We start from the raw sequence: 22,914 nt of genomic DNA on the forward strand, positions 1-22,914 counted from the left end.
TGATACCTTGCAGGGTCCGTGGTCCGGGGATACGCCTCCCCGCCTTTGCTCCCGAATAACAACAAAAGACATCCATGGGTACCTTGCCTCACCGGCCCGGTCTCCGTCTCAGGCATGGGTTGGTACGGCCTTTGCTTCCAAGGCGGTGGATATTTCCCTGACCGGAAAAGCAAACTGGAGGACGGGGTGGCTACCGGGTCGTGTCTCAATATCCTCACCTTCAACTGGCATGAGGCTTATCTGACGATGCTCGCCCGAACAGGGCATCTTTTCCACGCGGTGGAGGTCGCCAAGGGGGGACACTTCGGGTGGCAATACAACATGCGACCTCTCCCTGAAAACATCACCCTCCTGCAGGAGGCGGAGGCCCTCGCAAGGCTCCGGGCAGGGGATTTCGACCTCGTGGTATGCCATAACATGAGGGACCTTCTGGCAGTCGAAGGGGTCGATATCCCCAAGATCCTCGTGTTTCACAACAAGATCTCCACCGAAATCGCCCTGGGAGGCCACAGGGCCACAGCCGAACAGTACCGTACCGGGATCCGTGACCTTGCGGCAAGAAACCGTCTGACCCTTGTCTTTATCTCCGAGTCTAAGCGGGAGAACTGCGCACTGGAAGGACCCGTGATCCTCCCAGGGATCGACCTGAATCACTACGGCGGGTATAAGGGGGAGGTGGAGCGGGTTCTCAGGGTGGGCAACCTCATGAAAGAACGGGACATCATGCTCGGGTTCTCATGGCAGGAGGAGATCCTGAGGGGTATCCCCTCCACCCTTGTAGGAATCAATCCTACGGTTGCCGAGTCGAGAGTGTCGGAAAGCTGGCAGGATCTGAAGAACCACTATCAGAGCCACCGCCTTTTTCTCAACTCCACCCTCCATCCGTGGGAAGACGGGTACAACCTGGCCATGCTGGAGGCCATGGCCACGGGGATGCCTGTTGTCTCCATTGCGAACCCGACATCCCCGATCGTGGACGGCATAAATGGTTACATTTCTCAGGACACGGCTTATCTGAGGCATAGGATCGAAGAACTTCTCTCGGACAGGGAAAAGGCCTCCGAACTCGGGAGGCAAGCCCGGAAGACTGTGGAGAAGCGGTTTCCCATGGCCCGGTTCGTCCGAGGCTGGAACCGTCTTTTCGAAAAGGTCATGGAGAGATCGACGAATCCCGCGATCCCCCGCTGGCGGAGAAATCCCGAGTGGTGTCGAGGCGGTCGCTCTCGGTCCACGAGGGAAAACACTGTTGGGATGAAAAACGTCCTTCTCTGCTATACCTCCAACCCGACTACGACGGGATGCTACCTGGAGAGAAGCTTCAGAAGGCATCACAACGTTATCACCTGTGGTCCTGCTATCAGCCGGGAAATGATCCGCGCCTGGAACCTTGAAAACATGAAGGAGAAGCCCAGGACTCATGATTTTTCCTCGGCTTCAGTGGATCTGAGGGTTGTCATGGGATCCGTGGGCAAGGTTTGGCGCCCCGACTTCTTGCTCTGGGTCGAGACGGGGATCTGGTTTCCCCTGGAGGGGCTCGATTCACTCGACTGCCCCAGGGCCTGTTACCTCATCGACACCCATCTGCACAGGGATCTCCATCTCAGGTGGGCCAGAAACTTCGATGTGGTCTTTCTGGCCCAGCGGGCCTATATCCCGATTTTCCAGGAGGCAGGGATAGAAAGGGTCTACTGGCTTCCTCTGGCCTGTGATCGTGATATCCACGGCAGGAAGAGGGTAAAGAAGCGCTATGATATTGGGTTCGTAGGGAGCATCACCGCTGGAAACCAGAGGAGAATCGTTCTTCTCGATCGGCTTTCAAAGCGTTTTGATCTTCATGTTGAGAGATGTTTTCTCAAGGACATGGCCCGTGTTTTCAGTGCTTCGAGAATCGTCTTCAACAACGCCATCAAAGATGATCTCAACATGCGTATTTTCGAGGTCCTTGCCAGTGGAAGCCTTCTCCTTACCGACAGGGCCAGGGGGAGCGGGCTCGAGGACCTCTTCCAGGACAGGGTCCACCTGGTGATCTACGAGGACGAGAGTCTGGAAGATATCGCCGGATACTATCTCGACCATGAGGAAGAGCGGGAGGCCATAGCGGCCAGGGGAAGAAGAGAGGTCCTGATGAGGCATACCTACGACCACAGGGTTCGGGAGATCATCAACAGGCTCGGGGACGTGAGCCAACAGGGCAGTCGGAGGGCTTCCTGGAGGGCAATGAGAGGATTCAGGCGGAGGCCTCAGCAGGGGCCGAGCCCCGCGAGTTCGATTCCAGGTGAGAAACTCGAAGAGAAGGGCTGCCTGACCGAAGCGAGAGAGCGATATTGGGAGCGGTTGAAGAGAGACCCATCAGACAGAAGGGCGCTCATGGGGCTCGGCAGGATCTCCATCCGGTTTCAGAAGTGGCAGGCCGCAGAGTCATACCTCCAGAGGGCGGTTGATGTGGAGGAGGATTGGGAGTCGCTCTTTCTCCTGGCGAGGTGCAAGATGAATTCTGGAAAGCAGTCAGAGGCACTGGCCTATCTCGACAGAGCCAGGGATCAGGACGGCCGGGATCCCCGTCGTCGGACGGCGGTGCTCAGCGCCATGGGGGAGTGCCTGGGACAATTGGGTGATTACGAAAGAGCAGAGGCGAGCTTTGTCGAGGCCGCCGGTGTGGACCCCTCTTCCGATGAGGCCTGGACCGGCTTGGGAGAGGTCGAAAGTATGAGAGGGAATCACGAAAAAGCAGAAGGGGCCTTTCGAAAGGCCGTCGGTATCAACTCGAAGAACGATCGTGCCCGGTGCGGCCTGGGACTCGCCGTGTGGGAGCGGGGCAAAAGGGACGAGGCCATCGAAATACTCCAAAGGGCTCTCGACATAAACCCCGAAAACCTGGTCTGCCTGAACCGTCTTCTCGGATGCTGCCGCGAGGAGGGGATGTTCAATGTGGCGGAGAGGTATCTCAAGGAGTACCTGAGGGTCCATCCCTTGAATTGCGAGGTTCTTTACGGCTTGGGCTCGCTCTACTACGAGTGGGGGCGGTACGAGGAAGCCAGGAGAGCGGCGGAGACGATCCTCATGTTCGAGCCGAACCACAAAGGAGCAAATGAGATGACAGCCCTCCTCGCGGGCAAGGAGGAAAAGGGAAGTGAGGGGCGGCCCCCTCTGCCCGATCCGGGGGGTCCCGGGTCCTGGAAAAAGCAAGACCGGCCTATGCCTTGATCCTCAGGGGAGAGCGGTGTCAACCCATACTGGCAAGGTCAGCCTTTACATACCCTGCCGAAACGCAGAGAAGCATCTGGAAAAGACTCTGAGGAGTGTCTTCTCCCAAACCCACCCGCTTCTCGAGGTCATCGCGGTGGACGACGGGTCCGAAGATCGTACGGGGGAGATTCTCGAGTCTTACGGGGTCAGAGTCGTCAGGCATCAAGAGCCCATGGGGATCACCCGGGCGCGCAATACCGCCCTCCACCATGCCAGAGGGGAATTCCTCGCCTCTGTCGATGCGGATGTCGTGCTCGAACCGGACTGGTTGGAGAAAATCATGACCAACTTCTCCGAAGGGTTTGTGGGGGGTGTTGGAGGGAGAATCGTCGAAAGGAACGTCGATTCTCTGGTGGGGAGGTGGATCCTCGCCCACCGGAATCCAGACAAGGGAGAGACAAAACTGGTACCCCCGGCCCTTCCGACCACGGCCGTGGTCTACAGGAGAAAGACCCTCCTGGAGATCGGCGGGTTCAACGACGATAAGCGTTACGACCACTCCGACCTCGACGCCTCAATGCGGGCGGTCATGATCGGATACAGGCTCGTCTATGAACCCGAAGCCACGTGCTATCACTACTTTCAGGGAGACATACGAAGGCTCTTTGACGGGATGTGGCGGTTCAAGAAAGACGCCTATGTGAACTGCGGGCTTTTTGTCAACCCCTTTGGTTTGAGAAGAAAGGTCGAAATAAACCTTGGCGAGTTTTACCAGATGCTGATGGACGATTTCGGCGCTGGAAGGCGCACCATCATGCCTCTGGATATTATCGGGGCATTGCGTCATTCCCTCATGGACATCCGGCTTTATTGCAGACTCCACCCAGACCACATCAGAGGTCTTGAAGGGGACACCTTTGGAGCCCTGAAACTCGGGCTCCGATACATTCTGGAGCAAAAGGAGGCTGTCTCCGGCCCGCTGGCAGCGGATATTCTGAGAGAGATCTGGGACATTTCCGTGGACTCCGCAAGAGAGGGGGCGTTGTCCGAGTCCGCAGGGGGAAATGGGAATGTCGGCCTCTCCGGTTTTCTCAGGGCCCGGTTTCCAAGGGCCGATCTGGAGAGGGTCTCGGAGTGGCTGACCATGTTCCTGGGCTTCCTGAACAGTTTTCCCGACGAGATATGGGAAAGCATGAATAGACCGGCCGAGCAAGCAGGCCGGAGTATGACGGATCAGGGTTGAGGGCAGAGCATATGGAAAAGACGATGGCTGAAACCGCAAGCTGGAAGGCAGGGGAAGGCGACGTCAGGGTCTTCGACACCCACCCGGAAGCCGTTGCCCTTCAGCCTTTTTGTGTGGGAAAGGGTGTGGACGTGGGGTGCGGCTTCAGGAAGACACACCCCGACGCGATCGGTATCGATTTGCTGGGAAAAGGTGAGATAGGGCAGTACGGTTGCATGGAGGGAATGCCCTCTGTTGCAGACATAAAGGCATCAGGGGACGATCTCTACATGTTCAAAGACGGGGAACTCGACTACGTGGTGAACAGGCATAATCTCGAGCACTATGTGGACGTCGTCAAGACTCTTTGGGAATGGAAGCGGGTGCTTAAGATCGGAGGAGTGCTGGGCATGGTCCTTCCCGATGAGACCAGACTCGATACCATAGCTCTCGATCCCACCCATAAGCATGTTTTCACGCCCGAAAGCATAACGAACCTACTTGTATTGATCGGTGGGTTTCGGGTGGAGAAGGTCGAGGTCGTAATTCCCGACTGGTCATTCCTCGTGGTCGCAAGGAGGGTCGAGGAGAAGGGGGCGCTGGGTAAAACGTTACCGAGTGGGCTGTTCGGAGAACTTCGGTCTTGCCTTCCGGAGCGGCGCGGATCCTTGCAGCAGGAAGACTCGGATTCGGCTTGTGAAGGATCTGCCGTGGCGACAAGTACGTACAGCCATATACCCACAATTATCCGTTTCCTGAAAAAGACAAGGCCTTCGTCGATTCTCGACGTGGGCGTTGGAAACGGGAAGATCGGCTTTGTTGCGAGGGACTACCTCGATGTGATGCTGGGCCAGAGAAACAGGAGAAAAGACTGGAGAGTGAGGATAGACGGAATCGAGATATTCTCTGACTATATCCAGGAACATCAGAAGGCCGTTTACGACAGTATCTTCATCGGTGACGCCTTGGATGTCATCCAGAAGCTGGAAAGATACGATGTTGTCATCCTCGGCGACGTGGTCGAGCATCTCGAGAAAGAAAGGGCAATGGATCTGCTGGACGCATGTGCTTCTCGGTGCGGTTACATGATTCTGGCCATGCCACTGGGAAGGAACTGGAAACAACCCGCCGTGTACGGCTACCCCTCCGAGGAGTGCTGCTCCTTTTGGCAATACGAGGAGTTCAAGCCTTTTGTCTGTGATGAGGAGCTCTTCTCGTTTTCCGGTACCGGTGACTACGGGTGCTTTCTCGTGCAAACCGAGGATTATCTTCACCATCGTACAAGGGAGAAGGCGGACGCCCTCTTCTCGGAAGGAAAGAGGGATCAGGCCGTGGCGTACATGGAGAATTCGATCCGTCAACTTCCCCCAAACGTGGAGAGTGAGTATATCCTGGTGGACCTGCTTCTCAAGAGCGGCAGGATCCGGGAGGCGGTGGATCGCCTCAAAGGGATTCTGAATGTATTCCCCGAGAACAGGGCGGCCAAGCGGTATCTTGGCATGCTTGCCGAAAAGACTACGGTAGCTTCCCAACCGGGGAACCAGTGAGGTGGAAGCCCGGTCGCTCGATCCCATGGAGAGATACCATTGGCGAAGTTGGTCTGGGCCAGCCTGGATGACTACCTGCCCCCTGGCAAGGGTTTTGGGTGTGTGGGCAGAAGCGTGGCAAACCACGCCTTCTTCCAGGCTCTCATGAGATACGGCCGTTTCGACGAATACCACTTTTTCCTCGCAAACGGGAGTCACAGGAGGGCCTTCGAGACGGGCCACGGAGGCTTTCTGGAATCCGTGGGTGCGAGCAAGAAGGTGAGACTATTCGACCGCTTGGACCTACCGGAGCAGGTGAGCAAGTACGACTATACGGTCTTTCATCAGGGCGATCACATAACCTACTTCAACTCTCTCTGCCACTTTCGTAACCGATCGGCTTCCTTCCCTGTCACGGCTTTCATCCACTCGTTGAGCTATCAGAGCTTTATGAGCACCTACCTCCAGATGACCCTCGGGGGGGTGACATGCTCTGATGCGTTGATTTGTTCGTCCGTGAGTGGGAAAAAGGTACTCGAAAACTGTTTTGGACACATTGCCCGTCAGTTGAAAAGAGAGCCCCCCTCCGTTCAGATGGAGGTCATTCCGCTCGGGGTGGACGGCGGGGGCATGTACAAACTCAGCCGGCGTGCTGCCAGGAAGCGGCTCGGGCTTGATGAGAAGGAAGTGATCGGGCTCTGTTTCGGCAGATTCTCAGACTACGACAAGATGGATCTCTTCCCACTGTTGCAGGCCTTCCAGATGATTCTGAGAGCGGGCCGGCCGTGGAGACTGATCCTGGCCGGGGCCGTTCACGTGGAGGCCTATCTTGAAATCTTGAAGCTATGGGCCAGGGTTTTGGGAGTTTCCAATAGGGTGACTTTTCTCACCAACCTCTCAGAGGAGGAGAAGGCAGCTGTCTACGGGGCTGCCGACTTCTTTACTTCCGTCAGCGACAACCCCCAGGAGACCTTCGGGATTACCCTTCTGGAGGCCATGGGATGGGGGCTCCCCCTCCTTGTCTCCGACTTTGACGGATACAGGGAGATCGTCACCGAGGATGTGGGAAGGAGAATCGCGACCACATGGGGCGACTTTGAACCCTTCTGGAAGCTGAGCCCTCTGATGGACGAGGTCACCCTCCATCGATATCTCGGCCAGTCGGTCTGTGTGGACGTGGAGGGACTGGCCGACGGCCTGGAGTTCTTCTTCTCGGACCCGGATCGCTGCCGGGAAATGGGAATGGCAGCCAGAGAACGATTCTTGAGGCTCTACGACTCACGCGTGATCATTCCACGGTTGGAAGCCCTCTGGACGAGGCTGAAAGAGGGTTTTCGTCCCGGCCCCGGAGCTTCCTGCGAAGACCCTCTGGCCATGAAGGCCTTTCCCTGCTTCTCGCACTATGTGACCCAGACTCTGAGTCACGAGATGAGGATAAGAACCACCCGGTTTGGGCGGAGCCTGCTGGCTTCAGAAGTGCGGTATCCCCTGCTCTCGGGGATGGGCCGTCTGGTAGATCCTGAAGAAACAGGTCTTGTTATGGCCCAGGCAATGGACCCCTGTTCGGTCGGCCAGATTTTGAGGAGCGCCGAGCACCAAGAGTGGAAGAGGCGCTATCTGATACTGTGGATGCTCAAACACGGCCTCTTGCAGTTTGTTCCGCATACTGATCGAGAAGGGAACAGACATGCCCCGGAACAGGATGAAACGAGTCCGCTGCTCTTTGCAGGAGACACAGGGCGTACGGTCCATCGGTAGATGATGGAGATCGGGCGAGTCACGGGCGGTTTGTATTATGCAAGGGCCGAAGATATTCTACTTCTGCTATGACCACCAGAACCCCACAGGGGGGCAGAAACAGGTATACAGACATGTGGACATCCTCAACGGCCACGGCCGTCAGGCCTTTGTGCTCCATCTGGAGAGAGGATTTAGGCTCACCTGGTTCGACAACACGACCCGGGCGATCAGCCTGGACGAATTCAAGGGGACCTACCAGGCCGACAGGGACGTACTGGTTATTCCAGAGGATCTGGGTGAGAGGATCCTCGCATTCCCGGGCCGAAAGGTCATTTTCAACCAGAACTGCTACTACGGGTTCTCCTGTTTCGGTCTCCGGGAGCCCGAGATCTACCCGTACCTACACCCTGACATAATAGGCGTGTTCGTGGTATCGGATCATAACCGGGAATATCTGAGTTTTGCCTATCCTCGGTTGAAGATTCACCGGGTCTACTATGGAATAGATCCGGAGAGATTCGCCTATCGGCCTCTGAAGGAAAAGAAGAAAATGATAGCCTGCCTCCCGGCCAAGAACTCTATGGAGGTTGCACAGGTTTATCACCAACTGATTTCCAGATCGAAACAGGCTCTGAACGTACTGGAGGACTATGAATGGGTTTTTATCCAAAATCGATCCGAGACAGAGGTGACCAGAATACTCGGAGACGCCTTGCTGTTTATCTTTTTGAGCACGAATGAGGGCTTCGGGCTCATGCCCCTCGAGGCTATGGCCTCCGGGAGTCTGGTTGTTGCTTACGATTCTGGCGCTTCGTCGGAATTCCTTGGCCCCTCGAACTCGTTTCTTTCTGCACCGGGCGATGTGTTGGGTATCGTAAGGACTGTGGAGCGAATCACTTCTCTCTTCCCCGGCGATACGCGGGAACTGCAAGCGGTGAGCGAGGCAGCCCTGAGAGGGGCACGTGAATACTCGCTCCAGAGAGAGATCGAAAGCGTGGTCGCAGCGTGGCAAGAGATCACAGGAGAAATCCGCCCTTGAGACGGGGACGACATGATCGGATCTGCACCCGGCTCGGCAAGGCGTTCCGTCTTTCCGATGTGAATGGCCATCGCTTTCCTGGAGCGAGGATTTCTCGCCTCGCGGGAGGGAGGAACGATCTTCCCAGGGGTTGTCAAGGGGCCGGCCTCGGATGTCAATAACCCGTACGGGTGACTCTCTGCTTTTCTGATCAATTTCCTCCTCGGCCAGACTTCTTTGGCCTTCCGGTCTTCCGTGGTGAACAGCCCCCAGTGGCACACTAATTGCTTTTCCACTCACTGAATGGACAGTTGGGTTTCAGTCGGGCGTATTGGCTATGCCGCGAAGTGTCGAGGAATATCCACGGATCAGCTTTCCTGAGGATGTGCTGGAGCACCGGGTTGACGGCGAGCTATGGTGGGTGGCTCACACCAAGAGCAGGAGGGAAAAGGCGCTTGCCGTTTTGCTGGAGAGGCAGAGAATCGGGTACTTCCTGCCCCTGATGAAAAAGCGTTACCGGAGCAGTGGCCGGGCCAGAATATCCATAGTTCCCATGTTTTCGGGATATGCCTTTTTCAAAGGTTCGAGATTGGACCGCTATCATGCTTTGAAGACCGGTCATGTTGCCAACGTTCTCGAGGTCTCTGACCAGCAGCAACTGGTCAGGGAGCTGAAGCAGATTCAAAAGGCAATCTGTCTGGATGCCCCGGTTGAACCCTTCCCTTTTGTGAAGCAGGGAAACAGGGTGAGGGTGGTTGATGGACCCTTCATGGGGCTCGAAGGGGTCATTGAGAGGCGCAAGAGGTCGGACCGGCTGATCCTGTCTGTCGATACCATCAGACGGTCAGTCGCCCTCGAAATCGACGCGGATAGTGTCGAACCGGTTTCCTGAGAACCACCTTCCACGATCCATCGATGCCTACAACGCAAGGGTTTTGACAAACTCTGACATCGAAGGGGACGAAGTGCAGCCAGGCAGTGCGTGGTGGTATCGAAAGATGGGCCGCAGGGCACCTTTCTTCTCAGCCAAAGGGGCTCAAGTGGGACCTGATTCCTGCCGATAATGACCATATAGTGAATGGACGGTCGGCTGTCCATCTCCAGTACGATCTCAGAATTTCTCCCGCGGACTGCAACACCCAAAGGTACAGCGAAAGGGACGAAGTGTGTTCCCCCGGCGCCGTTAGGAACGGTATTGTCGACCGAGACATCTCTCTTTCCAGGGTAACCATGTAGTGAATGGATAGTCTCTTCAAGGAAGCGAAATGATAAACGGAGAATCGAGATTTTTCGTACCCAGCAAGCTCCTGAGGACTCTGCATGTTTTGACCGAGATAGGGCGGCAACCCGACATCAGCCAGCACCAGCTTGCGTTGCGGGCCAGACTGAGCAGCTCGCAAATCAACAACTACGTCAAAGAACTGAAGGCCAAGGGCCTGGTCAATACCAAGGGCAATACGAACCGGACGATGCGCTATCTCCTGACTCCTGAAGGGCATCGGACGAGATCTTCGCTGCTGGTGGCATACTCGGTGGATGTGATTCAGCTTTACTCCCGGGTGAAGAGGGAATTCGCGGCAAAATTGCAGCAGATCTTCGACGAGGGATTGGCCAGGGTCATTCTCTTTGGGGCTGCAGAAACCGGGGAGTTGGCTTTGACCGCCTCGAGGGAAACTGATCTGGACGTCATCGGTATTTCCGACAACGACCCGCTGAAACACGGTAAACCCTTCGGAGATCTGAGGATCATCCCTCCTTCGGAAATAGAGGGTTTGAACCCGGATGGAATCGTCATTACTTCCTTTGGACGGTTGGGAGAAATCCTCGAGAGCCTGCGGTTCTTGGAGAAAAAGGGGATAGCCATGAGGAGCCTCACTGATGAATAGACACTGCCCGGAAGAGCACCCCGGGGTGACAGGAAAGAGGCCATGAAGGGAATGGACAAGATTAGAGTTTTTGTAATGGATTGCGACGGCGTCCTTACGGACGGGACGATTTATTACGGCAAAGACGGGGAGAGCCTGAGGAAGTTCAACACGAGGGACGGCATGGCGATCGAATTACTCCGGCGACACAATGTCCGGACTGCCCTCGTTTCCGGCGAGGACTCTGCCGCCATCTCGCAGAGGGCTGAAAAGCTTCGGATCGACAGGATATGGCTGGGGGTGAAGGACAAGAAAGGGGTATTGCGAGAGCTGGAGAGAACCTTCGATGTTTGTGCAGAAGAGATTGCCTACATCGGTGACGACATCAATGACATAGAGCTCATGAAATCAGTCGGCTTCCCCATTGCCGTAGCCGATGCCAGCCCCAAAGTCAAGAATGTGGCGACCTATGTCACCAGGGCGGCCGGGGGCCGTGGCGCGGTTCGGGAGGCGATCGAACTCCTCCTGGATGAGAGGGCGAAGAAGGCCATCGATGTGGCGGGTCGTCTGATCGGTGAATCGCAACCGTGCTTTCTGATAGCCGAAATCGGAAACAACCACCAAGGAGAGGTCGAACTGGCCAGGACATTGATCGACATATCCGGCGAGGCGGGAGTGGACGCGGTCAAATTCCAAAAGAGAGACAATCGAACCCTCTTGACCCGGGAGGGGTTTCACAAATCCTACGGGGGAACCCATAGCTTCGGCAGGACCTACGGCCAACACCGGGAATATCTGGAACTGAGCAAGGATGATTTCGCCTCTCTGAAGGAATACGCCGAATCCAAAGGTCTCATATTCTTCTCGTCGGTCTGGGACGAAAAGAGTGTGGATGTCCTGGAATCGATCGGTGTTGCCCTCTATAAGATTCCCTCTGCCGATCTCACCAATATCAGGCTCGTGGAGAAGGTCGCCGAGATCGGGAAGCCTACCATACTCTCCACGGGCATGAGCTTCCTCCATGAGATCGACTCCGCTGTGCACCTCTTTCTCAAGAGGAACGAAAACCTCATCCTGATGCACTGTGTAAGCGTCTATCCTCATCCACCGGCCCTGGCGAACATGAGAGTCATCGAGACCCTGAGACAGCGGTATCATCTCCCGGTTGGGTATTCTTCGCACGAGGAGGGTATTCTCGTGACCAGCGCCGCTCCGCTCCTCGGTGCTGTTGCGATAGAGAAGCACGTTACCCTGGACCGGAATATGAGAGGGAGTGACCACAGGGCCTCGATCGAAAAGGAGGAACTGGTCAGGATGGTGAGCCTGATCCGCCTCTACGACAAGGCTCGGGGGGATGGAATCAAGACTCTCCTGCCCGATGAGATTGAATCGAGAAAAAAGCTCGGCAAAAGCATCGTTGCCAAAAGGGACATCGAGAAGGGTGAGGTACTCAACTGGAGGAACATCACCTACAGATGCGCCAACAACGGGATGTACACCCTGGATTTGAAGGACGTCCTTGGCAAGGTCAGCTCTTGCAACATCAAGCGTGACGAGTTGATAAGCGAAAGGGTGATCGCCAATCCATGAAGATCATTCACTTTGCCATCAACGATCCAGCAGGAGCCGCCATCGCTTTCGTGAAGGCCATCAACCGGTACACTCCCCACCGGGCAAGGCTCGTCACCTGGGAGATTCGGTACAACTTCATGTTCGAAAAGGATTTTCACATTCCCTGGATGGACAAACAGGCCCTCGAGTTTCTCTATGAAGAGATGTGGGAGGCGGACATCTTCCACTTCCACATGCTTATCGACGAAACCCATCCTGTGGGCGGGTTCAGAATCTCCGATTTTGCCAATTGTAAGAAAATCCTCCACCACCACCACGGCCATCCGGATTTCAGAGCGAATCCCGACAAGTACAGGAAGAAGTACCGAAATCCGAAAAGAAGGGTCTTAGCCAGTACTCCCGACCTACTGCACCTTATCCCTGAGGCGCTGTGGCAACCCAATCTGGTTCCGATCAACGACCATTCCTACCTGCCTGCGTGCGATTCCAACAACGGCGTCGTGAAGGTAGGCCAGGCACCGACGCGGAAGGATCTGAAGAACACGGCGGAGTTGGTTCGGGTCGCGAGCAGGCTCCGATCGGCCGTAGGCCAGTCAAGGCTGGAACTGGAGATCATCGAGAATTGCCTCCACAGGGATTGCCTGGAGAGAAAGAAGCGGTGCGACATCATCTTTGATCACATGCAGGGTTACTACGGGGTCTCATCCTTGGAATCCCTGAGCCAGGGCAAACCTGTGATAGCGGGCTTGGACGATTGGAACGCGGGATGGATCAAAAAGTTCGCGGAGTCAAGTGATCTGCCCTGGGTTTTGGCCCGGAATCAGGACGAACTCGAGGGACAGCTCTTGAGGCTTGTAGAAGACCCGGACCTGCGCGTTGAAATCGGCTGCAAAAGCAGGAGGTTCATGGAGGAACACTGGACCGAAAAGCAGGTGCTCAAACCCCTTTTGGAGGTCTATGCATCTCTTTGAGAGGGCGTTATCAAGAGGTTGAAGGCCTTGGTCCAGCACGGAGATTTCACCGCTTATCGGAATCCACCTCTTCTGGCAGTGAATTCCTCACCTCACCACTTTGCATAGGAGTCGATGCGATGGCAACGCCCCGCCGAGTCACAGAGAGCGAGGAATACACCTTTACCGATCTCGAGAAACACTTTACAGAAACACTCTGTGTAAGAGACTATGGAGCCCGGTACCTTTCCTATCTGGCCGACCTGATGGTACGTGTTGATCTGCAAGCGGTAGAAAACATCACGGATGTTCTCGTCGAGGCCGGAGAGCGGGGCAACACGATTTATTCCATTGGAAACGGCGGCAGTGCTGCCACGGCCTCCCACTTTGTCAATGACATCACCATCGGCACAAGAACCAGGGGATCGAAACCCATCAGAGCTTACAGCTTGGCCGACAACCTGCCGGCTCTGACCGCCCTTGCCAACGATGAGGGATACCCCAGTGTTTTTGTCAGGCAGTTAGAAGGTCTGTTGCAACCCGGAGATGTGGTCATCGCTTTTTCGGTGAGTGGGAATTCGAGAAATATCCTGGAAGCCTTGAGATATGCCAAGCAGCACCTAGCCATCACAATCGGTTTGACAGGGTTTGACGGTGGCCGGATGCTCGAAATCGCGGATATGACTCTGCATATTCCGACTCGCCCCGGCGAGTATGGACCGGCAGAGGATCTGTTCACGGTTCTGACCCATCTCATTTGCAGCTACATAAGGCTCGACCGGGAGGCTGCTCTGCGGCCTTTACAGAGTGAGCAGAGGCATTGAGCACATCCGGGTTTTCCGAGCTTGTCCCTTGCCCTGATCAAGGTCCGCGAGTGGTCGATAGCCATGTACTGGCCTGGATAAGAGGAATCCTCCCGTGAATATTGTTTCGTTCATTCCCGCCAGAGGCGCCTCCAAGGGGGTCCCGGGAAAGAACAAGAAGATTCTCGGCAACAAGCCTCTTGTCGCCTGGACGGTGGAGGATGCCTTGGAGAGTGAACTCATCGATAGGGTCGTCGTGTCGACCGAGGACGAGGAGATTTCGAGAATCGCAAGAAAGTGGGGGGCAGAAGTCATCCCCAGGCCCAAAGAACTTGCCACCGACACGGCGGACCTCCAGGATGCCGTCGAGTTCACCCTGAACAGGTTGCGGGAGAACGGTTATGACCCGGACTACATGGTTGCGATGTTTCCGACTTCGCCTTTCAGGAGAAGAGGGCTTGTCGACTCGGCCATCAGGATGGCCTTGGACAATCCCGACATCTGCTATGTCCATTCCCTGAAGCGTGTCGATTTCGATTTGGAGGATCTCGTCGATTCCGATGGGACTCCTTACATGTCCCATGAGGTCGCAAGGGATCTCAGGGGTTGCGTCTTTTCCACGAAGATGAACTTTGGGGTCGAGAGGATGCGTGAGGGGCCGGCGGGGAGGCGTGGGATCATCCTGCTCCCGGACGAATCGATAGACATCGATCTGCCCCGAGACTGGGAAGCCGCCGAAAGGGCATGTGCGAGATGGCTGTGAAGCGGATTGAGATCGATTTCGGGAAAATAGGGAAACCCCTCAGGCTCCGCGTCAGGCAATGGGTCAGGCAGCAAGGGATCACCCCCCCTTGTCTACTCGTCGGCAGGGGTGTCGCCATCCCGGAAGAGACGCTGAACGATTGGGAGTCATGGGGATACAATCTCATGTCAGCCGTCCCGGCTCCTGATCACCCCTTTCTTTTTGCCAAGCAGGACCTCGAGACAGGAGAGATCTCATTCCCCTTCAGAAAAGACATCGGGAAGGGAAAGAGACGACAGGATCTGGAGCCTGTCTACCTCTTCGTAGAGGGCTTTGCCTTCATTCACGAGATAGAAGCGCCTTTCAGACCTCTTGTTGTGTCCGGCGAGGTGCCGGCACCTGAAGATTACGGTTGCCAGGAGATTCACCTCCCCGCGCTCCTAGAAATGGAAGCGGTGTAATACATGTGTGGAATTTGCGGCTATACGAGATCCCACAGGGATATTCCCGAGGGAATCATAGACGATATGAAGGATGCCCTTGTTCACCGGGGACCGGACGAGGAGGGTACCTATGCGGATGACCAAATCGTTCTCGGCCATAGGAGGCTTTCCATCATAGACCTCGAAGGGGGGCGCCAGCCCATGGCCAGCGAGGACGGAAGGATCATCGTGGTATGCAATGGAGAGATATACAACTATGTGGAACTGAGAAAGTTCCTTGAACAGCGGGGACATCGGTTTTCCAGTCGATGCGATACGGAAATCCTCGTCCATCTTTTCGAAGAATACGGGATTGACATGGTCAGGCGGCTCACCGGGATGTTCGCAATGGCCGTCTGGGACTCCGGGGACCGGGCCCTCGTGCTCGTCCGGGACCGCTTCGGTCAGAAACCCCTGTACTATGCGGAAAGGGACGGGCAACTGATCTTCGCCTCGGAACTCGGATCCCTTGTCAAACATCCCGGGATCGAGAAGAAGATCGACAAGACCGCGTTGAGCCGGTACCTCGCATACCAGTATGTTCCGGCCCCGTTCTCCATATACGAGGGGGTCTACAAGTTGGACGCCGGATCGTGTCTGGAATGGAAGCGTGGGAAAGTACGGACTTTCCGTTACTGGGATTTCCCGGTGGGTCGTTCCAACTTCGACGGGACGATCGACGAGTGCTGCTCGGAACTGTCGAGGCTGCTCGGTGATTCTGTCCGCCGGAGATTGATAAGCGATGTGCCGATCGGCGTCTTCCTCAGCGGCGGGGTCGATTCTACCGCGATCGTGGCCCTTATGGCTCGGCACATGCCTCCGCAGGCGATCAAGACCTTTTCGATCGGTTTTACCGAAAAGAGGTTTGATGAGTCGGCCTATGCCCGGTCCGTGGCCCGGTACTTCGGCACCGCCCACGAAGAGGAGATCCTGGAAGGCACGGATCTGATAGACATGCTCCCGAAGGTGGCCGAAGCCTATGACGAGCCCTTTGCAGATCCTTCTGCCATACCGACCTATCTGCTTTCGCGGTTTGCACGCCGTCACGTTATCGTGGCCCTGGGCGGCGACGGGGGAGACGAGCTCTTTGCGGGGTACGAGGCTTTTATCGGTCACCGGATTGCCAGGCTTTTCGAGTACCTACCGGACTCTCTCAGGAGAGGGGTTTTCCCCAGGTTGGCCGGCTTGTTCCCACCCTCTGACGGAAACATGAGTTTTCCCTTTGCGGCCAGACGGTTCTTCAGCCACCTCGAAGCCGACTCCGTGAGGAGGAACCAGCTTTGGCTGGGTGCGTTCGACTATGATTCGCAGAAAGAGCTGCTGGCGGGGGAGTTTTCGTCCGGTCTGGCCGATCCTTTCGACGACGAGCGCAGGGACAACGAACGACTTCATTACCTCGATGCAGTGGCTTACTCCTACATCAGGACCTACCTCCAGGAAGACATACTCACCAAGGTCGACAGAGCGAGCATGGCCCACGGCCTCGAGGTGAGGGCCCCTTTCCTCGACCACGAATTCGGTGAGTTTGCCGGGTCGATACCCATGAGATGGAAGCTAAAGGGCTTGACGCCCAAGTACCTTCTCAAACGTGCAATGAGCGGTCTAATCCCGGGGGAGGTCCTGAAACGAAGGAAGAGGGGCTTTGCAATTCCAAGGTCCAAGTGGCTCAGGGAAGATCTGGGCCAGTGTCTCAGGGACTTGTTCACCGAGGAGAGGGTCAAGGAACAGGGCACATTCTCTTATACCTATGTTAGAAGACTCATGGAAGAGCATTTTGACCGGAAAAGCGATCATCAGAAGGAACTATGGACGCTTCTGATGTTCGAAATGTGGCGCGGCAAGCACGGCGGGAGCATGTCTTGAAGAGGACGACAGGACTCTTCGTCTGCAATTGTTACTATCCTCTATCCGCAGGAGTGGGAAACGCCACCGCCAATCTGTGCCGTGCCCTGAAGGAGTATGGGGGCATCGATCCAGTGGTTATTACCCCGAAACGGTCGCAGAGCCCCGATCGGGAGGTGCACCAGGGGGTCACCGTTATACGTGTTCCAGGCGGAGTCTGGGCCGGAAATCCTGTGCTTTCCTTTCTTTACTATCCCTGGTTCGCAATCCATCTCCTACGGGAGGTGGTCAGGTACAAGCCCCTTTTTGTGCTTTTTCAGACAGCATGGGAAGGCGGCCCGCTCATTCCCCTTGTCCGCATGGTCAGCAAAACGCTCGTTGTCGTTCATACCCACGCGGATGTCCACTATGCCAGTCGATTTGAATCTTGGGCCCGGTTAGCCTATGGCAGGGCAGACATAGTCATGGGCACCACCACGCAGTACCTGCGAGACGTGGAATCCCGTTACATGCGCGCCGACGCGGTTCTTCTGCCGAACGCTTACTATGCCCCGCGACTTCCCGAAAGCCGAGAGGAACTGCGCAGCCGCTATGGATACTCCCCCGGGTTTGTTCATGTGACCGCCGTCGGCAGAATGGTTTATGAACTCGATTTGGAGACAAAAGGATTCAGCCATCTGATCGAAGCAGCAGCCAAGGTACCGGGGGTTTGGCTTCACATGTTCGGCACAGGTCCGGCCAGGCAGAGATATGAGCGGATGGCCGAGAACCTGGGGGTTGCCCTCAGATGCACTTTCTATGGCCACCAGCCCGGGGATGTCCTCTTGCGGCACCTGAAGGCCGGGGATGTGCTGGTTATTTCTTCCCTCAACGAAGGCCTAAGTATGGCCCTCATCGAGGCCTTGTGCCTTGGGGTTCCGATAATCGCCACCAGAACCGCCGGAGCCTTGGACTATATCCGCAATGGTTATAACGGGCTCCTCATCCCTCCGGGAGACACCGCCTCGCTGGTAGAAGCCCTTGAGTATGCCACGAGAGAACCGGACAGACTCGCCCGGATGGGCAGAGAGGGTAGGCTCACCTTTGAGCGGAGTTTTGCCCCACCCGTCATTGCATCGGAATTCGTGCAGGTGATCTCGCGTGTATTGGAGTCCCGACGGATGAGAACAAGAACCCCTGTAGAAACCACATGAAAGCGGTTGTCTATCGGCCCAACGACGGCTTTCTCTGCGAAGAGAACGGGACCAGTGCACCGACCACGTACAGGGTCTTCCCATACTCCCTTGCCGTTTGCGCGGCTTCCCTGGAGGAATCCGGCGTGGAGGTGGGGGTGGTGGATGCCGCGGCAGGACGGCTGGGGTGGCAGAAGGCGATCGGCCTGGTCGAGAAGGAGAGGCCCGAGGTGGTGATAGTGGCCGTGAACAACATTGCAGCAGGCCTCGATATGCAGGGGATAGAGCAGATGAAGTCCCGCCTGGCCATACCTGTGGTGGCCCTCATGACACACCCCATGGAAGAGGAGACGATCCGTTCCTACCCCTTCCTGGACGTGGCGATTCGGAGGGAATGGAGTTCGACTGCGGTCGACGTCCTAAAGGCCTTGGCGGGAAGAAAAGACCTTGCCCTTGTTCCCGGTGTGACCCTGGTCCGTGACGGCGAAGTGGTCAGGACGGAAGGGCGTCCCCATCAGGGATTGGACGAAAGGCCTGTTCCCGCCTTACACCTCTTCCCCATGAAACAGTATGACTCTTATCAGATAGCCATGTCAGAGGGGTGCAATTACCACTGCTCCTTTTGTTGGTTTTGCGGCTATCCACCATCAGGTTGGTCGGGCAGGAATATCGACCGCGTCCTGGAGGAACTCCGGAGGTTGAAGAGCTACGGGAGTAAGCCGGTTTTCACCATAGACGACGAGTTGACCTTCGACCCGGAGTACGCGAAACGGGTGTGCCAAGGCATCGTCAAGGCCAAGATCAACATGATGTTCTCGGCAAACACCCGGGCAGACAGAGCAGAGGACGAACTACTTGAAATGATGTCTCGCGCCGGATTCTTCAATCTGCAGTTCGGCGTGGAATCAGGATGCCAGGAGATCCTGGACAGGAACGGGACCAGAAAGACCCTGGAGCAAGCAAAGGCGGCCTTCGCCTTGCTGGAGAAACACCGGATCGCTTCGAAGGTATTTTTCTTGATCGGCTTGCTCCACGAGACCAGGGAGACCGTACAGCAGACCTTTCGTTTTGTCAGGGAGGAGCTCAACCACTACGATGCCTCCTTTGATATCGCCATCCCGTACCCGGGTACGAGCATGCACAGATTCCTCAAACGGAAGGGGTGGATTCGAACCCTCGACCCGGAGAACCTCTCGTGGATCTATTTCCATGTATACGGCTGCAGGCAGCTCGCAGGGACACCCATGAGGAAACCTTTCTGGCGGATTGGAAAGATGACCTTTGACGACTTGTACGAGATGGAGAGGAAGTTCTACCGTTATGTCCCTCGGGGCGGTCTGGTGCCGCAGCTCAAGCGTCTGATGTTCAATCGTGCTTTTCGAAGGACGACCAGGGATCTGCTCTGGCACGAACCGGGCGAGCTCCTCGGGCTGGCCGCCCGCCTCCTCAGTTAGACCTAGCAACCCGCTCTTTATTTCAAGGTTTTTCCGCGAGGACATATGAAGATCCTTATGGCAGGAGCAGGACTGGCGAATCTGAGTGCCGCCTATCACCTGAAACTCGGGCAGGCCGGGCAGTTGGAATGCAGAATCTTCGAACAAGGGAATCGAGTGGGCGGACTATGCAGGACCGTTCTCAAGGACGGTTTTGCCTTCGACCTCACGGGGCACCTGCTCCATTTTCGAACGGACTACTGCCGGGAATTGGTGACGGCCCTGCTCGGCGACAACCTCCGCAGACTCGAAAGAAAGGCGTGGGTCTACTCGCACGGCCGATATATCCGGTATCCCTTCCAGGCAAATCTGCACGGTTTGCCGCCGGAGATAGTGCGGGAGTGTGTGAAGGGTTTTATGGAGGCCGACCGTCGGCATGGAGGGGTGACACCCGGTGAGCTCTTGGAAATGAGTTTCAAGGAATGGGTCACCGGCAGGTTCGGTCGGGGTATCGCCCGGCATTTCATGATCCCCTATAACCGAAAGCTCTGGACCGTTGACCCCGGCGAGCTGACCTGCGACTGGATGGGTAGGTACGTCCCGTGCCCGACCGTGGAAGAGGTGATCGCGGGTGCTGCCGGCGAGAACGTCAGGCAGTACGGCTACAACGCCCACTTCTGGTATCCCCTGAAAGGTGGCATCCAATCCCTTTCGGACGCTTTGGCTCAAGGTGCGGGCGATATTCGGCTGAACAAGGAGGTGGTCTGTGTCGACCTCTCCTCGAAGACGATCGAGTTCCAGGACGGGGATGGGGCCGACTATGAGATCCTGGTATCGGCGATTCCCCTCAAGAAGATGATCGGCTTGTGCCGCGGAGTGCCCGAGGGACTGAAGAAAGCCGCCTCCGGCCTGAGATACGCCTCTGTTCTCGATATCAATCTGGGCATTGATAGGGCGAAGATCTCCGAAAAGCACTGGATCTATTTCCCAGAGGGGAGATTTGTCTTCTATCGGGTCGGATTCCCCATGAATTTCTCCCCTTACGTCTGCCCGCCGGGCTCGAGCTCCGTTTACGTGGAGGTCGCCCTCACTCCGGGGAACTCTGTAGATGAAGAGGATACGGCAAGAGTCGCCGTGGACCAGCTCGTCGAAACCGGCCTGCTTCGAAATCGGAAAGAGGTGGTGGTCACTCATATCCAACGCATTCCTTTCGCGTATGCAATCTATGACCAACATCGCCGCCGGGCAGTGCCGGCCTTGCTCTCCTTTCTGAGGGAGTACTCAGTGTATTCGATAGGGCGGTATGGTGCCTGGGAGTATTCGGCGATGGAGGACGCCCTCCTTGCCGGAAGAAATGTAGCCAGAGAGATCGTCGCGTCCCGGTTGGTCAGCCGGGGCTCCAGGGCCGCGTGAAGAGCATGGAGCCGCGAGACGGTACCGAAGGTCACCCATGGAGATAGTCCGGATAGACGACATGCAGGCCTGGGAAACCATAAGGGCAGCCACATCGGATCTTCGTGGTTATTCCTTCAGTTACAGATGGCTCAGCTTCCAGGCCGCCTGGACCGGGGGGAAAAGGATAACGGTTGCACTGTACGGTGATGACGGGAGGCTCCTGGATGTCTTTGCAGGTGTGGAAAGGGGAGGAGTCGTACTGGCCGGGCCGGAAAAGGCGCCCGGGGGATGCATCGACCCGTGTCATCTGACCGCCTTCTCCGAGTACTTCTCGAAGAAGAAGATGTACCTTACCTCCCTGCGCCGATTTCCCTTCAGGCACGACGAAAACTACGAACTGGTAATCGATCTGAAGGGCATTGAATCCCTGGATCAGTTCGTGAGAGAGAGGGTTTCCAGAGATGCAAGGCAGCGTTACGGGAAGGCGAGGAGGAAGGGGTACGAGGTGAGGCCCGGCCTTGTCGACGACTTCATGGAGTGCTACTTGGAGTTGAGCCGAAGAAAACGGGTCACCTCTCCATTTCCGAAAGACTATTTCGAAAGGATGATGAACCACCTAGGCGACGAAGCGATCTTGAAGTCCTTCTGGCTGGGAGAGGAGCTCATGGGTTCGTCGCTCCTTTTCGTAACCCCGGCACAGATCCATTCCTATTTCCTCCTGTCGAAGCAGAAGGCCTTCAAGGACGGCCTCTCAGCGCTTATCTATCTCGACATGGTGGCAGAAGCCCTCAGGCGGGGCAAGGGCACGGCCAATTGCGGTCCCTCTTCGCCATGGGACGGCACCTTCGCGTTCAAGAGACGGTTCGGTGCAAGGCCGCGCAGGGTTTTTTCTTACATCGTAAACGGCGGTTTCCTGGAAAGAATGCTCTTCCTGGCAAAGACCAAAGTGAAGCAACACGGCAATGGTTCACCGTTCACTGCTTAGGAGACTCAAGGTCGGAACGAAACATCTCCTGGATCACATCCGGCCGTATTTTCTCTTGACCGGGATTTCGCCCATACCCGGATACACGGCGCGGCAGTTCGGGAGCCTTATTCACAGAGAAGCCTCGGTCCGAGGCCGGCTGGGTCTCTGTGAGCCTGCGTGGTTTCAGATGAACCGGGGCGCCTTCTGCAGAAACATCAGGGTGCCGGGCAAACACTTTTGCTATGTAGGTGAGGACTCTTCCCTTCTGGACAGAACCGTCCGATCCCATACGATGGTCTTTGACGGAGCAATACTGGAAGGCAGGGAATGCCCCGCAAGGGGGATCACCGTCTCGGTGGATCTGGAGGGGAATACCGCCTCGAGTTGTGATGGCTCGGCCGGAGAACGGGAAGTTCAAAGGGAGGCTGCCGAACGGGCCAGGATCATCCATTCGATATTCCAAGATCTGGGGCTGAGAACCGTCTGGTATGTCGTGGGGTCTCTGTTTGAGGATCGAGAAATGAAATCGCTCTGTGAGGAGATCATGGACGACCCAAACATCGAGATCGGTTGGCATACCCAGAACCACATAAACTACTTCGATGCGGACGAGGACGCGGTGAAGAGAGACATGGAATGCGCCGACACGATACGCCACAGATACTCTCTCGACATGACCGCGATGGCCTTTCCGTACAACGCGGTCGGCTACGTGGAAGAGGTGATCGCAAACGGGTTCACGAAACTGAGAGGATACGTGGGACAGTACAGCCTTCCCTTCACCGTCGATTTCGGCATGTTCCTGTTCTGCGGGACGACTCTGTACCTGGGCCCACACACGGTGGCCGCATCTCGTCGCGCCTTGAGCGCGATCAAGGGAGGCTCGAACATATTCCTGCATCCGGTAGACTGGATCGGGTGTGACCTCGACCCTCTCAGACACGCCCTGGAGAGCCTCCGGGCCACATTCAATCAGGCCGAATCCTGACGTTCTTCAAT

Annotated in this window: 18 protein-coding genes; all 18 read left to right on the forward strand. The window is 56.3% G+C overall.

What is annotated here, in order from left to right; genetic code table 11:
* Positions 1-186 precede the first annotated feature (186 nt).
* On the forward strand, positions 187-3,204 hold the full coding sequence (locus tag JRJ26_01890) for a glycosyltransferase (protein MBW2056226.1): 3,018 nt from the start codon (positions 187-189) through the stop codon (positions 3,202-3,204).
* Positions 3,205-3,220: 16 nt separating this feature from the next.
* Positions 3,221-4,429 (forward strand): glycosyltransferase family 2 protein, encoded by a 1,209-nt coding sequence (locus tag JRJ26_01895; GenBank protein ID MBW2056227.1) that lies wholly within the window; start codon positions 3,221-3,223, stop codon positions 4,427-4,429.
* A gap of 11 nt (positions 4,430-4,440) precedes the next feature.
* On the forward strand, positions 4,441-5,955 hold the full coding sequence (locus JRJ26_01900) for a methyltransferase domain-containing protein (GenBank protein ID MBW2056228.1): 1,515 nt from the start codon (positions 4,441-4,443) through the stop codon (positions 5,953-5,955).
* 39 nt (positions 5,956-5,994) lie between these two features.
* The gene (locus tag JRJ26_01905) at positions 5,995-7,692 is read left to right on the forward strand and encodes a glycosyltransferase family 4 protein (protein ID MBW2056229.1); all 1,698 of its coding nucleotides are present in this window, start codon (positions 5,995-5,997) and stop codon (positions 7,690-7,692) included.
* Between the two features lie 37 nt (positions 7,693-7,729).
* Positions 7,730-8,713 carry a glycosyltransferase family 4 protein gene (locus JRJ26_01910; GenBank protein MBW2056230.1) on the forward strand — a complete coding sequence of 328 codons (984 nt, stop codon included), beginning with the start codon at positions 7,730-7,732 and terminating at the stop codon, positions 8,711-8,713.
* Between the two features lie 316 nt (positions 8,714-9,029).
* The gene (locus JRJ26_01915; GenBank protein ID MBW2056231.1) at positions 9,030-9,584 is read left to right on the forward strand and encodes a KOW motif-containing protein; all 555 of its coding nucleotides are present in this window, start codon (positions 9,030-9,032) and stop codon (positions 9,582-9,584) included.
* A 373-nt stretch (positions 9,585-9,957) separates the two neighbouring features.
* Positions 9,958-10,578, forward strand: a complete 621-nt coding sequence (locus tag JRJ26_01920; protein ID MBW2056232.1) for a winged helix-turn-helix transcriptional regulator — start codon at positions 9,958-9,960, stop codon at positions 10,576-10,578.
* Positions 10,579-10,629: 51 nt separating this feature from the next.
* Complete coding sequence (locus tag JRJ26_01925; GenBank protein ID MBW2056233.1) at positions 10,630-12,147, forward strand: HAD-IIIA family hydrolase; 1,518 nt, start codon at positions 10,630-10,632, stop codon at positions 12,145-12,147.
* Positions 12,144-13,100 carry a glycosyltransferase gene (locus JRJ26_01930; protein MBW2056234.1) on the forward strand — a complete coding sequence of 319 codons (957 nt, stop codon included), beginning with the start codon at positions 12,144-12,146 and terminating at the stop codon, positions 13,098-13,100. Before JRJ26_01925 ends, JRJ26_01930 begins: the two co-directional genes overlap by 4 nt.
* A gap of 119 nt (positions 13,101-13,219) precedes the next feature.
* Entirely contained in the window at positions 13,220-13,903 is a 684-nt protein-coding gene (locus JRJ26_01935) for an SIS domain-containing protein (protein ID MBW2056235.1), read from the forward strand.
* Between the two features lie 94 nt (positions 13,904-13,997).
* Positions 13,998-14,645, forward strand: a complete 648-nt coding sequence (locus JRJ26_01940; GenBank protein MBW2056236.1) for an acylneuraminate cytidylyltransferase family protein — start codon at positions 13,998-14,000, stop codon at positions 14,643-14,645.
* Positions 14,642-15,085 carry a hypothetical protein gene (locus tag JRJ26_01945; GenBank protein MBW2056237.1) on the forward strand — a complete coding sequence of 148 codons (444 nt, stop codon included), beginning with the start codon at positions 14,642-14,644 and terminating at the stop codon, positions 15,083-15,085. The genes JRJ26_01940 and JRJ26_01945 overlap by 4 nt, the downstream gene beginning before the upstream one ends.
* A 3-nt stretch (positions 15,086-15,088) precedes the next feature.
* On the forward strand, positions 15,089-16,969 hold the full coding sequence (gene asnB / locus JRJ26_01950) for an asparagine synthase (glutamine-hydrolyzing) (protein ID MBW2056238.1): 1,881 nt from the start codon (positions 15,089-15,091) through the stop codon (positions 16,967-16,969).
* Positions 16,966-18,141 (forward strand): glycosyltransferase family 4 protein, encoded by a 1,176-nt coding sequence (locus JRJ26_01955; GenBank protein ID MBW2056239.1) that lies wholly within the window; start codon positions 16,966-16,968, stop codon positions 18,139-18,141. The genes asnB and JRJ26_01955 overlap by 4 nt, the downstream gene beginning before the upstream one ends.
* The gene (locus tag JRJ26_01960; GenBank protein MBW2056240.1) at positions 18,138-19,574 is read left to right on the forward strand and encodes a radical SAM protein; all 1,437 of its coding nucleotides are present in this window, start codon (positions 18,138-18,140) and stop codon (positions 19,572-19,574) included. Before JRJ26_01955 ends, JRJ26_01960 begins: the two co-directional genes overlap by 4 nt.
* Before the next feature lie 45 nt (positions 19,575-19,619).
* Positions 19,620-20,966: an FAD-dependent oxidoreductase gene (locus JRJ26_01965; GenBank protein MBW2056241.1), complete on the forward strand. Its 1,347-nt coding sequence runs from the start codon at positions 19,620-19,622 to the stop codon at positions 20,964-20,966.
* A 37-nt stretch (positions 20,967-21,003) separates the two neighbouring features.
* Positions 21,004-21,933 carry a GNAT family N-acetyltransferase gene (locus JRJ26_01970; GenBank protein MBW2056242.1) on the forward strand — a complete coding sequence of 310 codons (930 nt, stop codon included), beginning with the start codon at positions 21,004-21,006 and terminating at the stop codon, positions 21,931-21,933.
* Entirely contained in the window at positions 21,911-22,903 is a 993-nt protein-coding gene (locus tag JRJ26_01975; GenBank protein MBW2056243.1) for a polysaccharide deacetylase family protein, read from the forward strand. Before JRJ26_01970 ends, JRJ26_01975 begins: the two co-directional genes overlap by 23 nt.
* Positions 22,904-22,914 lie beyond the last annotated feature (11 nt).

This window comes from Deltaproteobacteria bacterium (assembly GCA_019308905.1).
In the GTDB taxonomy this organism is placed as follows: Bacteria; Desulfobacterota; BSN033; order WVXP01; family WVXP01; genus JAFDHF01.